Source organism: Gordonia amarae NBRC 15530 (assembly GCF_000241345.1).
Taxonomy (GTDB): domain Bacteria; phylum Actinomycetota; class Actinomycetes; order Mycobacteriales; family Mycobacteriaceae; genus Gordonia; species Gordonia amarae.
The window spans coordinates 75,119-87,633 of record NZ_BAED01000033.1; the positions used below are offsets into that span (position 1 = coordinate 75,119).

11 protein-coding genes are annotated in these 12,515 nt (G+C 68.4%); 3 read left to right on the plus strand and 8 right to left on the minus strand.

Going from position 1 to position 12,515, the window contains the following annotated elements:
• Positions 1-150: 150 nt before the first annotated feature.
• Positions 151-1,638, plus strand: coding sequence for a type VII secretion integral membrane protein EccD (gene eccD, locus GOAMR_RS08940; protein WP_244427350.1), 1,488 nt, complete (start codon positions 151-153; stop codon positions 1,636-1,638).
• Entirely contained in the window at positions 1,635-3,077 is a 1,443-nt protein-coding gene (gene mycP, locus GOAMR_RS08945; protein WP_005185909.1) for a type VII secretion-associated serine protease mycosin, read from the plus strand. The genes eccD and mycP overlap by 4 nt, the downstream gene beginning before the upstream one ends.
• Before the next feature lie 30 nt (positions 3,078-3,107).
• Here mycP and GOAMR_RS08950 read toward each other — a convergent pair whose 3' ends face one another.
• Genes GOAMR_RS08950 through GOAMR_RS23595 form a run of 8 tightly spaced genes read right to left on the minus strand, consistent with a single transcriptional unit; the run spans position 3,108 to position 11,493 of the window.
• Complete coding sequence (locus tag GOAMR_RS08950) at positions 3,108-3,908, minus strand: MaoC/PaaZ C-terminal domain-containing protein (RefSeq protein WP_005185912.1); 801 nt, start codon at positions 3,906-3,908, stop codon at positions 3,108-3,110.
• Entirely contained in the window at positions 3,905-5,092 is a 1,188-nt protein-coding gene (locus GOAMR_RS08955; protein WP_005185915.1) for an acyl-CoA dehydrogenase family protein, read from the minus strand. The genes GOAMR_RS08950 and GOAMR_RS08955 overlap by 4 nt, the downstream gene beginning before the upstream one ends.
• 9 nt (positions 5,093-5,101) lie before the next feature.
• Positions 5,102-5,866 carry an enoyl-CoA hydratase/isomerase family protein gene (locus GOAMR_RS08960; RefSeq protein ID WP_005185918.1) on the minus strand — a complete coding sequence of 255 codons (765 nt, stop codon included), beginning with the start codon at positions 5,864-5,866 and terminating at the stop codon, positions 5,102-5,104.
• Positions 5,867-5,900: 34 nt separating this feature from the next.
• On the minus strand, positions 5,901-7,292 hold the full coding sequence (locus GOAMR_RS08965) for an amidase (protein WP_005185919.1): 1,392 nt from the start codon (positions 7,290-7,292) through the stop codon (positions 5,901-5,903).
• A complete protein-coding gene (locus tag GOAMR_RS08970; RefSeq protein WP_005185922.1) occupies positions 7,285-8,043 on the minus strand; it encodes an SDR family NAD(P)-dependent oxidoreductase in 759 nt (252 codons plus the stop codon). The genes GOAMR_RS08965 and GOAMR_RS08970 overlap by 8 nt, the downstream gene beginning before the upstream one ends.
• A 35-nt stretch (positions 8,044-8,078) precedes the next feature.
• Positions 8,079-9,077 carry an LLM class flavin-dependent oxidoreductase gene (locus tag GOAMR_RS23590; protein WP_005185924.1) on the minus strand — a complete coding sequence of 333 codons (999 nt, stop codon included), beginning with the start codon at positions 9,075-9,077 and terminating at the stop codon, positions 8,079-8,081.
• The gene (locus GOAMR_RS08980) at positions 9,074-9,895 is read right to left on the minus strand and encodes an alpha/beta fold hydrolase (RefSeq protein ID WP_005185927.1); all 822 of its coding nucleotides are present in this window, start codon (positions 9,893-9,895) and stop codon (positions 9,074-9,076) included. The genes GOAMR_RS23590 and GOAMR_RS08980 overlap by 4 nt, the downstream gene beginning before the upstream one ends.
• Positions 9,892-11,493: an AMP-binding protein gene (locus GOAMR_RS23595; protein ID WP_170319134.1), complete on the minus strand. Its 1,602-nt coding sequence runs from the start codon at positions 11,491-11,493 to the stop codon at positions 9,892-9,894. Before GOAMR_RS23595 ends, GOAMR_RS08980 begins: the two co-directional genes overlap by 4 nt.
• 150 nt (positions 11,494-11,643) lie before the next feature.
• On the opposite strand from GOAMR_RS23595, the gene GOAMR_RS08990 reads away from it, so the two are divergent.
• Complete coding sequence (locus GOAMR_RS08990; protein WP_005185933.1) at positions 11,644-12,291, plus strand: TetR/AcrR family transcriptional regulator; 648 nt, start codon at positions 11,644-11,646, stop codon at positions 12,289-12,291.
• The last annotated feature ends 224 nt before the right edge of the window (positions 12,292-12,515 follow it).

The following is a 12,515-nucleotide window of genomic DNA, read 5'->3' on the forward strand; positions in this document are numbered from 1 at the left end:
ACAGTTCCCCCCGTCTCCGCTGCATCCCCGCCCTGTGCATTCCGGGCTTGGCCTCGCGGGCTCCGATTGTGCACAATAGGCGCCAATCGGCCATCGTAGCCGCGCTTCTGGGGGGAAGGAACAGCGTTGTCCCAAGCCATTGTTCCGCCGGTGGATACCGGATCCATCACCGAACCGGAACTGGTCCGGGTCTCCGTCCTGGGTGGCAACACCCAGTTCGACGTGGGTCTGCCCGCCGGCGTTCCGATCGCGACTCTGATTCCGGAACTGTTGGTACACATACGTTCTCGCGACAACGATCTGCTGCGCGGGGCGGGATCAGCGAGCGACGACGATGAGTCCGCATCGGCGCGGCCGCACCTGTGGACGCTGTCGATGGTCGGTGGTGAAGGCCTCGCCACGCACCTCTCGCTATCGGACGCAGGTGTTCGCGACGGTGAACTTCTGGTACTACAGTCCACACAATCCGGTTCGGCACCTCCGCTGTTCGATGACGTGATCGACGCAGTCGCCCGGCTCAGCGACGAACAGACCTCACAGTGGTCGGCCACGACGGCGCGCCACGCGGGCTACGTCGCCGTCGTCGCCGCTTCGACGCTCACCGCACTCGCCCTGCTGGTGGCCGACGGTCCCGGAACCACCTGGCCCCTGATCGTGGCGGCCGCGGCCGGTGCGGTGCTGATCGTCGCCGGTGGTGTGGTGAGCCGGATCCACCACGACCCGGCCACCTCGGTGGCGCTGCTCTGCGCCGCGCTGCCGCAGGCGATGGCCACCGGGATGCTGATCGTCCCCGGCGTGGTGGGCAGGGCCGATCTCGGTTCGGGTTGCGTGGTGGCCCTGGTGACCGCGGTGGTGTCCTATCGCGTCACCGGGGCCGGGGCGTTGTGTCATTCAGCGGCCACCACGGCGTGCGTCATCGGCGGAAGTGCCTGCGGTGGTGCGTTGCTGACCGAGTCCGCGCCCGCATCCGCCGGTGCGGTGACCGCCGCCTGCGGACTGGCCGTGATCGCCCTGGCTCCCCGGCTGACCATCGTCCTGGCCAAACTCCCGCTCCCACCGGTCCCGACGGCCGGCGGGGTGGGCGACCTCATCGACCACGAGCCGGCGCCGACGATCGAAGGAATCGGTGCGGTGGGGGCTATGACGCTGCCCGACGCCGGTACCCTCGAACGGCGGGCGGCTCTCGCCGACGCCTATCTGACGGGGATTCTCACCGGCGCGGCGCTGGTCACCGTTGCCGCGACACTGGTATCCGTGTCGTGGCATTCGCCGGCCACGGCCGGTCCCATTCCCGTCACCGTGCTGCTGGCCGCGGTGATCTGTGCTGTCCTCTGCCTGCGCGGCCGCTCACACGGCGGGCTGGCCCCGGCCGCAGTACTGATCGGCGCCGGCACCCTCGCCTGGCTCGGGGTGCTCGCCGCGGTGCTGTTCGCCACCGGCCTGAACCCCGGCGGTGTCGTGACGGCCGGGCTGGTGACCGTCGTCGCGGCCGCCGCGATCGGTGTCGTCGCACCGCGACACGAGTTCTCGCCGGTGCTGCGGCGAGGCGCGGAACTCGGCGAGTACGCGCTGGTCGCCACCATCGTTCCCCTCCTGCTGTGGATTCTCGATCTGTATCAGGTGGTGCGGAATCTGTGAGCGGCACCGTGGGTGCCGTCGCCCGGCTCGTGCTGACCACCGCACTGTTGCTGGCCACAACGCAATTCGTACCCGCGACGGCGGCCGCCATCGACCCGCCGACGGTGGACCGGCGCGTCCAGCCCAGGGCCACACCGATAGCGCCCAACGAGCCGACGCAGCGCCGCACCCTCTGCGCCCGCCCGATCACCGCCCGGCCGACCTCACCACCGGCCGCCCAGAAGCTGCTGAATCTTCCTGCCGCATGGAAATTCTCACGGGGCGCGGGTCAGAAGGTCGCGGTCATCGACACCGGGGTGAGCCCGAACAAGCGGCTGACCAAGGTCATCGGCGGCGGTGACTACGTCTCGTCGGGCAAAGGTCTCGACGACTGCGACGCGCACGGGACGCTGGTGGCCGGGATCATCGCCGCAACCCCCGATCCCGGCGACGGATTCGCCGGTGTCGCACCGGAAGCCACCATCATCGCCATCCGGCAGTCGAGCGGGGCGTACTCGCCCACGCGGGCCAAGACATCGGTCCGGAAGGGTGACGACGATGCCGCCGTCAGCACCGGCTACGGCACCGTCAGCACACTCGCCCGGGCGGTGGTACGAGCCGTCGACCTCGGCGCCACCGTCATCAACATCTCGGAGGTGGCGTGTGTGCCCGCCTCGGAGACGTTCGACGACCGGTCGCTCGGGGCGGCCGTCCGCTACGCCCACCGCAAGGATGTGGTCGTGGTGGCGGCGGCCGGCAATCTGTCGACGTCCTCGCAATGCCAGACCCAGAATCCCGCGCCGCCGGTCCCCGGCTACGGCTGGGACAACCGCGCGGCCTGGAAGTCGGTGGTCACAGTCGCCAGCCCCGCCTGGTACAGCCCGTACGTGCTCACCGTGGGAGCGGTGAAGTCCACCGACGGCTCCCCCGCCGACTTCAGCGTCCACGGACCGTGGGTGGGCGTGGCCGCACCGGGCACCGACATCGTCAGCCTCACCAACGCCACCCGCGGCCTCGCCGGTGCCTTCCGGTCCGATGACGGGTCGATTCCCGTCCAGGGCACCAGCTTCGCGGCGCCATATGTGGCCGGTACCGCGGCGCTGGTGCGCTCCCGCTTCCCACAGCTGTCGGCGGCACAGGTGATCGAACGCATCATGCGCACCGCCCACGGCAGCGGATCGGGACACGACGTGGCCGTCGGCTACGGCGTCGTCGACCCGGTGGCCGCGCTGACCACGGTGCTTCCCGACGAATCCGACGGCGGCGGCCTGTACACGGGCGGCCCGGTCGAGCCCAGGTCGATGCCGATCGCGGCGCCACCGACGATCGCGGAGCCGGACCACTCGCCCCGCGACCGTGCCCTGATCTGCGCGGCGGTGGGCGCGGCGCTGGTCGTCGCGGTGCTGCTGCTGGCCCCGCCGAACCGGCGGGTGCGCCGGCTGCGACCCGACGAATACTGACGGATCGGCAGCCGGTACCCGCCGGCCGTGTCAGGCGAACCGCGCGCGTCCGCCGGTCAGCACCGCCGAGTCCCCGACTGTTGTCTCGAACACGACAATGTCGCCGTCGGTCGCCGACGACACGGTCAGGCAGTCACCGGGCAGCACCGGCGCGGCCAGGCGTACCTCAAGTTCCACGAGATCGGCCGGATGAAAACCGTGCTGCTGCGCGATGATCCGGCTCGCGATACCCGCCGTGCACAGCCCGTGCAGGATCGGCCGGGCAAATCCGTTGGCCTCGGCGACCACCGGATCGATGTGGATCGGATGCCGGTCGCCGGTCAGTCGATAGAGCGCCGCCAGGTCGGGGCCGGTCGCGAAATCGGTGGCGGCGGTGAGTGCCGGACGTTCTCCGGCCGACGACGATGGTCCCCGGTCGCCACCCCAGCCGCCGGTCCCGGGCAGGAAGATGCTGTAGGAGGCGGTGAAATACGGTGAGCTGACCTCGATCTCGACCATCGACGCCTTGCCCTTGTCGTAGACGGCGGCGATCTGGCCGGTCATCTGGACGGTACCGTCGGTCGGCAGCGGTTGATGCACGACAAGCCGCTGCGAGGCGTGCAGCGAGCGCTTGGGGTCGTAGGCGCCGAGCCGTCCCGCCGCTTCGACCGCCCACAGGCCCAGCGCGCACGCATAGGTGGGCAGTGCGCGCAGCTCCCGCTCATAGACCAGGTCGAGTTGTGTCGACGGCGCACCGAGGGCGAGCGCATACAGGATGATGTCGCGGTCGCCGATGGTCGCGGTGGACTCGCCGAGGTCCACCCCCTTCAGCTCAGGCAGTGCGATGCTCATCGGTAGGCATCCTCTCCGGTGATGGCGCGGCCCAGCGCCAGTGTGTGGATCTCGTTGGTGCCCTCGTAGGTGTACACCGATTCGAGGTTGGTCATGTGCCGGATCACGGGGTACTCCAGTGTGATCCCGTTCGCCCCCAGACTGTTCCGGGCTTCGCGGGCGACATCGATCGCCTGGCGGACGTTGTCGAGCTTCCCGAAGCTGACCTGCGCCGGGGTCAGCTGCCCGGCGTCCTTGAGCCGCCCCAGATGCATCGCGACCAGGGCTGAGCGGTTGACGCTGACCATCATCTCGACAAGCTTGCGCTGCACGAGCTGGAAACCGGCGATCGGTTTGCCGAACTGCTGACGCGTGATGCTGTAGTCCAGCGCCGCCTCGTAGCAGGCGCGGGCCGCGCCGACGACGCCGAACAGGATACCGAACCGCGCCTCGTTCAGGCACGACAGCGGACCCCGCAGACCCGACACACCGGGCAGCACGGCGGATTCGGGCAGCCGGACATTGTCCAGGACCAGCTCGGAGGTCACCGAGGCGCGCAACGACATCTTCTTGTGCAGATTGTTGGCGCTGAAACCCGGTGTGTCCGTGGGGACGACGAACCCACGGACACCGCCGTCGGTCCGCGCCCAGACCACGGCCACATCGGCGATGCCGCCGTTGGTGATCCACATCTTGGTGCCGTTGAGGACCCAGTCGCCACCGTCCCGGCGCGCGTTGGTCCGCATGCTGCCGGGGTCCGAGCCCGAGTCGGGTTCGGTCAGCCCGAAGCATCCGATGGCCTCGCCCGCGGCCATCCGCGGCAGCCATTCCTGTTTCTGTTCCTCGGAACCGAACGCGCGGATCGGGAACATCGCCAGTGATCCCTGCACGGAAACGAAGCTGCGGAAGCCGGAGTCGCCGGCCTCCAGTTCCAGACAGGCCAGTCCGTAGCTCGTGGCGTTGGTGCCCGCGCACCCGTAGCCGTCCAGGTGCATACCGAGCAGCCCGAGAGAGCCCATCTCCTTGGCTAGTTCCCGGGGAAAGACGCCCTGATCGAACCAGTCGGCGATATCGGGTAGCACGCGGTCTGTCACGAAACGTCGCACGGTCTGCTGGATCTCGCGCTCCTCCTGGCCGATCAGCGTGCTGATCGCCAGCATGTCGCGCGGATTGTCGGAGCGGGTGGGATCGAGTGGGTCGCCCATGATGAAGTCCTAGTCGTCGGAAGGGTTGTGGTGGAGGTGTTTACGCCGGGCCTGTGCCACCGCCTGGGCCCGGGCCGGGGAGTCGAGCAGTTCACGGCGGCGCCGTTGCCACCGCTCGTCCGGGTCCGGTATCGCGGACTCGGCCTCGTGGAGCAGGGCGCGTGTGTACGCGGTGGCCCGGCGATGCTCGGGTGACAGGGCGGCGAGCATCGTCGCCGCTTGCGTGGCCGCCTCACCGGCGGGCACGACACGGGAGACGAGTCCGGCCCGCTGGGCGTCCTGTGCCCCGAACCGTTCGCCGATCACCAGCATGCGGCGAACGGAGTCCCGGGGATAGTTCGCCGACAGCCAGCGGACCGCCTCGGGGTTGTACAGCAGCCCCAGGCGCACGGCCGGGACCTGAAGGTAGCCGCTCTCCCCGATGATGCGGGCATCGCAGGTGAGGGCGAGGTGCACCGCCGCACCCATGCAGGGACCCTCGATCGCGGCGATGACCGGCACCGGCGCGGCGGCGATCGCGTCGGCAACGTCGGCGACGGCGTCATCGACGGCGATGTCGGCCACGGTGCCGGTCAGATCAGCGAAATCTGCTCCCGCGCTGAATATGTCGGGGCCACCGGTGAGCAGCACTCCCGCGATGTCGGTGCCGAGGTCCCGGAGCGCCCCCGACAGCGCGCCGAGAACCTGCAGCGACAGTGCATTCTTTCGCCGGGGCGTGGCGAGTGTGAGCCGCACGATGTCCCCGACGCGGTGAACGTCCAGCGGTGCGGTCACCGCCGGCCCCGATCGTCCCGGAGACGGTTCCCCGTCATAGTGCCGGCACCGCGGTCGACCGGGGCGCCCACCGGGCGGCCGCGACGAAGGGATCGAGACCGAGGGCTTCCTCGACGTCCTGCGACACATCGAGGATCAACGCATCCGCCCCGGACGGGCCGACGAGTTGGGCACCCACCGGCAGTCCGTCGGCCAGGCCGCACGGGACCGTCGCCGCGGGCACCCCCGCGACATTGAACGGGACAGCGAAAGGGAAAGCACCCCAAAGCTTATCGACGGCTGTGCTGTCGACATGCGTCGGCCGTTTCCCGAGCGGGAACGCGGGAGTGGCATTCGACGGCAGCAGCAGCAGGTCGACGTCGTCGAAGATCCGGGCGATCCGCTGCCGGTAGAGCGGCAGCAGTGCTTCGGCCCGTTCTACGTCCGCCGGATCCATCACCGCGGCCGCCCGGAGCGCCGCCCGCGCGTACGGGGTCAGCTGATCGGCGTTCGACGCCAGCAGGTTGCCGCGTTCGCGATGCTCATCGGCGAGGACCAGCGGACCGAACACGTCGTTCCACCCCTCGAGGGGCGGGTCGACGGGGGTCACGTCGTGGCCCTGGGCGGCCAGCACCTGCGCGACCTTCTCCACACCCGCCGACACGCCCGGGTCGACCGGGCGTCCTTCCGGGTGGGCGCAGTATCCGATGCGGAGCCTGCCGGTCCGGGTCCGCTGCGGGGAGCTGTCGGTGAGGACACCGAGGAGCGTGCGCGCGTCGTCGACAGTGGTGGTCATCGGCCCGGCGGTGACGAAGTCGGTCATGCCGCGGAAGCCCTTCTCGTCCGGCACCGTTCCGATCGTCGGCTTGAATCCGTAGATGCCGCAGAAGGCCGCCGGGATCCGGATCGATCCGCCCCCGTCCGACCCGACCGCGACCGCGGCCAGCCGGGCGGCCACCGATGCCGCCGCACCACCGCTGGAACCACCCGGGGTGCGGGTGAGGTCCCACGGGTTGCCGGTGTCGGGACCGAGGAGATTCTCGCTGGTCGCGGACTGGCCGAATTCGGCGGTGTTGGTCTTGCCGAGGAACACCGCGCCGGAGCTGCGCAGCCGCCGCACCACCCCCGAGTCGTGCACGGACACCAGGTCCCGGAACACCACCGACCCGAGGGTGGCGGGTGTGCCGGCGATGTGGAACGCGTCCTTCACCGACGTCGGAACACCGTCGAGCGGCCCCACCGGTTCGTCTGCCGCATAGCGGCTCTCGGCGGCCGCGGCCTGTTCCAGGGCGAGTTCGCCGGTGACGGTGACATACGAGTGCACCTCGCCGTTGACCTGGTCGATCCGGTCCAGGAAGGCGCGGGTCACCTCGACCGGACTGAGTTCGCGACTCCGGTAGGCCGCCGTGAGCTGCGCGACGGACAGCCGGGTCAGATCGTCAGGCATGGGGAGCCACCCCGCCACTGACCCCGTAGACCTCGCCGGTGATGTACCCGGCCTCGTCGGAGGCGAGGAACGCGGTGAGGGCGGCCACATCCTCGGGCCTGCCGATACGCCCGACCAGCGAACGGTTCTCCGCGTAGCCGTCGAAGAATTCGTCGGGGTAGATCTTGCGGAGGAAGTCGTTGTAGATCAGGCCGGGCGTGATGGCGTTGACCCGGATCCCGTGCTTGCCGTTCTCGGCGGCCGCCACCCGGGTCAGCGCCAGGACCCCGGCCTTGGCCGCCGAATAGGCCGCGCCGTGTTCGGTGGAGGTCTCGAACGCGGAGATGGAACTGATGTTGACGATGGCCCCGCTGCCGGCGGAGATCATGTGCGGCAGAACGTGCCTCATGCCGAGGAAGGTTCCGGTCAGATCCACGTCCAGGCATTTCTGCCAGGTCGCCAGCGACATCTCGGAAACCGGCTCGATCTTCGACCAGCCGGCGTTGTTCACCAGCACATCGATGCGGCCACGCTCGGCCATCACCGTGTCGGTCGCCGCGATGATCGAGTTCTCGTCGGTGACGTCCACCGCGAGGCCCAGGAATTCCCGGCCGTACTGTGCGGACAGCGCCGCCGCTGCCTCCTTGCACCGGCGTTCGTGTGCGTCGGTGACGACGACGTCGTATCCGTCGGCGGCCAGGCGTGCGGCGATGGCGGCGCCGATGCCGGCGCCCGCGGCTGCGGTGACGAAGGCCACCTTGTTGTCGGTCATGGTGTTCTCCTCGGGAGATTCAGGCGATAGGGCGTTCAGGCGATGACTTTGGGGATGATCTCGGTGGCGATCTGCTCCATGTTCTTCAGGCGTCCGCCGGAGAGCAGGGCGAAAGTGATCCGGTCGATGTCGAGTTCGCACAGTTCCTTCAGCCGGGCCACGCAGTGGTCGACGGTGCCGGCCAGCGCCACCGACTTCACGAATTCGTCGCTGACGACCTGCTTGTGCCCGGCGTGCCGGGACAGGTGATCGACGAGGTGGTACGAGGAGTTGGCGGCGGCGAACTCGGGCCGGAACCGCTCCCACGCCGGGGGCATCCGCTTCCACACGTCGAATGTCGCGGCCTGGCTGGTGGCCCAGGCACGCACATCGGACAGGGCCTTCTCCTCGTCGTCGTCGGCGCTCATCGTGACGACGAGATCGATGGTGAGATCCTTGCGGTCGCGTCCGGCCTTTTCCAGGCCTTCGTAGATGAACTCCAACTGCCAGTTCACGAACTCCGGGTCGGCCGCGCCCATCAGCACGGCGCCGTCGCATTTCTGCCCGCACAGCCGCAGCAGTCCGGGCTGGGACACCGCCATGTAGATCGGGATCTGGCGTTGCGCGGTGGCGAGCCGGACCTTGGTGCCGTACAGCTCCTGTTCCTCGCCGGTGAACAGTTGCCGGAACTCGTCGATGCCGGCGGACAGGTCACCGAGCTTCGACGGCGTGTATCCCGCGCCGTAGACGGCCGACCAGCCGGCTCCGAGACCGAGCATCGCGTGCCCGTTGCTCAGCTCGTCCAGTGCCGCGGTCGCATTCGCGGTGACCGTGGGGTGACGGGTGAGCAGATTGGTGACGGCCGAGCCGATGTGCATGTTCTCGGTGGCGAGGGCGGCGATGTTCATGGCCGCGTAAACATCCTTCATCCCGAGCTGGAAGTCGATGAACCACATCGCCTCGAAGCCGCTGCGCTCGGCGGTGCGGGCCAGTTCGGTGACATTGGTCAGCGGTTCCCGTGGGCTCACACCCATGGACAGTCCCCAACGATTCATGACTCTTTCCTTCCGGTGGTGGTGCTACGGAGAGCGGTGATGCTGCGACGCAGGGCGTCGGTGACGGCGTCGGGGTTGTCGACGTTCATCAGGTGACCGGCGCGAGGGATCTCGATGTAGTCGGCATCGGGCAGCGCGCCGAGCACGATCTGCGCCGCCTTGTATGGGCAGAACGTGTCGTCGGCGGCGCCGACGACGGTGACGTGGACGGTGATGTTCGTCAGGCTCGGGGTGAGCGGATCGGCGTTGAGCGCGGCCATCGCGCGGGCGGCGTTGACGTATCCGCGACCGTCGCCGATGGCCGTCAGGCGGTTCGCGGTGATCTCGTCGAGGCGATCTCCGTCGACCAGCGCGGCCGCGGTGTCGTCCCGGATCGCATCGCGGAACTCCTGCGACGAGGTGTCGCCCGCCAACTCGATCCGTCCCGCGTAGAAACCCGTCGCCGACCGTCCGACGACCGATGAGGTGCCCAGGACCACGGCGCCGGTGACGAGGTCGGGCCGTTGCGCGGCCGCCCACAGCGCGATCGTGCCGCCGAGCGAGAAGCCGACCACGACGGCCGGCCCGGTCATCTTCTCCAGGAAGGCGATCAGATCGTTGCCGAGTTGGGTGAGCGTGCCGTCGCCCTCGCCCACCGACGAACGGCCGTGGCCGCGCAGGTCGTAGGCGAAGGTGTGCAGGTCGGCCAGTGCCTGCTGAGTGCCGGCCCAGCTCGAACCGTCTTCGGCCAGGCCGTGGATCAGCACCACCGGCACCGCATCCTGCGGACCGGCCTCGGTGTAGCTGACGTCGATGTCACCGATCGTGGCTGTGCTCATTGCTGCTCCTCGAGGTTGCGGCGGAGGTCGTTCTTGCGGATCTTGCCCGCGGCGGTCACCGGCATCTGCTCCACGACGACCAGGGATTCGGGCAGTTTGCGATCGGACAGCCCCTGATCGCGCAGCCAGGCGTTGAGTTCTTCGAGGGTGAACGGGGTTTCGGCCGGGACCACCACCGCGCAGATCCGTTCGCCGAGCCGCTCGTCGGGCCGGCCGACCACCGCGACACGCCGGACATTGGGATAAGCCGCGATCATGTCCTCGATGGGCACGGGCGAGATATTGACCCCGCCACGGATGATCATGTCCTTGAGCCGGCCGGTGAGGCGCAGGTAGCCGTCGTCGCCGATGCGCGCGAGATCGCCGGTGCGGAACCAGCCTTCGCCGGTGAGGTGCTGCCGGTACAGGTCGTCCTGGCCGAAGTAGCCGACGAAGACCCCCGCACCGCGCATGATCAGTTCGCCCTGCCCCGAGTCGTCGGGGTCGTTGATGGCCAATTCCAGGTTGGGCACCGGCATTCCTGCGGTTCCCACCAACTGATCCCGGCTGCTCTCGGGAACGCATGTGGTGCCGGTGCCCTCGGTCATGCCCCACAGGACCGTCGCGAAGGTGTTGGGCGCCTGCACTTCCGCCGCCTCCAGCAGGCTCGGCGGGACCGGTGCGCCGCCGCACAGGAAGGTGCGGACGGTCGACAGCTTGGGTTTTCCCTCCGGCCAGGGCGCGTCGACGATGTCCTTGAGGAAAGGTGTGGCCGCGGCGATGAAAGCGCAGCGATGTTCGTCGCAGATCTCCAGCGCCCGAACGGGATCCCAGTCGCCCTGCAGGATGAGCGGGGCACCGGTGAACAGCGAGAACCGGCCACCGTGCCACGCGCCCACGCTGTGACCCAGCGGCGACGGCATGAAGATGGGGGTGTTCTCGTCGATCCCGAAGCGCTGGGCGAACGCGATGTTGACCGCGCCGAGGGTGTCCGAGGTGTGCATGACAGCTTTGGGCATGCCCGTTGTGCTCGAGGTGAACATCAGGTGGTCGACAGCCGGTGGCATGATCGGCGCGAAGGGTTCCCCGGCAATCTCGGACAACTCGTGGGTGCCGTCGGCGTCGAAGGTGAGCACGGTGGCCACACGGCCGGTCGCCACCATCACGCGATGCGCCCGGTCCGCCATCGAGCGACCATGAAACTCCTTGGGAGCCACGATCATTCGTGCCCCGATCAGGTTGACCACATGCTCGACCGTCGCCTCGTCGGAGGACACGGGCAACGTGGCCGGGATGGCACCGAGCTGCAGCGTGGCGACGAAGGCGATCTGCCAGGCAACGGTGTTGGGCAGATAGATCAGCACGACGTCCCCGCGGCCGATGCCACCGGCCCGGAGTTCGGTGGACAGCTCGGCGCCCTGATCCCACAGCCGGCGCCGGGTCAGCGAGGCTCCGGCGTCATCGACGACCGAGACCCGGTCCGGGTCCTCGGCGACGAATCGCTGGAAACGATCGATCAGTTGCTCGCCGGTCCACCAACCCTGGCTGCGGTACTGCTCCGCGGTGGCCGGATCGACGGCGCGATAGATGCCGGTGTCGGCGGCTGTTACCTGGCTCATGCATTTGAGTGTGATCCACTTCATTCGACAAGTCAAGAGAGTGACGTCGCTTTTTTGTTTTGGTTTCGATCACCGACTTTTCCCGGTGCTCGTGCGACGATCCGTTAGGAAGCACAGAGACCACCGGTCTCCGGAACGAAGGAACGACGCGTGTCAGCAAAGCCCACGACGGACAAGGGTCGCCGCACCCGCGAGCACCTGGTCAATTCAGGCCGGGCGGTATTCGCCCGGGTGGGCTATGTGGATGCGCGGATGAGCGACGTCGCCACCGAGGCTGACATCTCCATGGGCGGCCTGTACCGCTACTTCAAGAACAAAGAAGACCTGTTCGCCCAGGTGATCTCCGATCTCCACGAGAAGCTGTACGAGGCCAGCGCGTCCCACCGTCAGGATTTCGCCACCAACCCCTACCGGACACTCCTGGAGTCCAACCGCGGATATCTCACGCTCTATCAGGAGAACCGGGATGTCATGCGCGCCTTCATCCAGGCGGCGCACGTCGAGGAGCGATTCCAGGACATCTGGTGGGACATGCGGGTCCGCCACATCGACAGGTTCGTCAAAGCCCTCGCGGCCGTGCACGGCATCACCGAGGTCGACGGAGCCGACGCACGCGTGGCCACCGAGGCGATGGCCTGCATGGTCGAGCAGTCGGCATACGTCTGGTACGCGCAGGAGCGGCGTCACAAGACCGAGGTCGACGTCGACAGCGCCGCCCGGATCGTGGCCCGGGCGTGGCACCAGACGTTTTTCGCCGGAACCGCACCCGGGACGGACACCCTCTCCGACCGGGACTGAAGTCCCAAGAAGAAAAAAGCGACGTCAGTGTCTTGACTTTATGTGTTTGCCGTCACACCATAGGAAGTGCCATCGCATCCGCGCACGTCCGTCGATCACCTGAAGCACCGTCGCTCAGGCCCCCGCACCCGACATCTCCCCCTCCCCCATCCGGGGCAACGTCGGGCCACAAAAGAAAAATCGACGTCGGTATCTGATCCTCTGGTCCGAAAGACCACCGGACC

What these genes read in the sequence shown, in the direction of transcription:
- GOAMR_RS08950 (WP_005185912.1), bottom strand. Translation starts at nt 3,908, where the DNA reads ATGAGCATCGCACTGCCTGAGCTGAAGGGGGTGGACCTCGGCGAGTCC.
- GOAMR_RS08955 (WP_005185915.1), bottom strand. Translation starts at nt 5,092, where the DNA reads ATGGGCGACCCACTCGATCCCACCCGCTCCGACAATCCGCGCGACATG.
- GOAMR_RS08965 (WP_005185919.1), bottom strand. Translation starts at nt 7,292, where the DNA reads ATGCCTGACGATCTGACCCGGCTGTCCGTCGCGCAGCTCACGGCGGCC.
- GOAMR_RS08970 (WP_005185922.1), bottom strand. Translation starts at nt 8,043, where the DNA reads ATGACCGACAACAAGGTGGCCTTCGTCACCGCAGCCGCGGGCGCCGGC.
- GOAMR_RS23590 (WP_005185924.1), bottom strand. Translation starts at nt 9,077, where the DNA reads ATGAATCGTTGGGGACTGTCCATGGGTGTGAGCCCACGGGAACCGCTG.
- GOAMR_RS08980 (WP_005185927.1), bottom strand. Translation starts at nt 9,895, where the DNA reads ATGAGCACAGCCACGATCGGTGACATCGACGTCAGCTACACCGAGGCC.
- GOAMR_RS23595 (WP_170319134.1), bottom strand. Translation starts at nt 11,493, where the DNA reads ATGAGCCAGGTAACAGCCGCCGACACCGGCATCTATCGCGCCGTCGAT.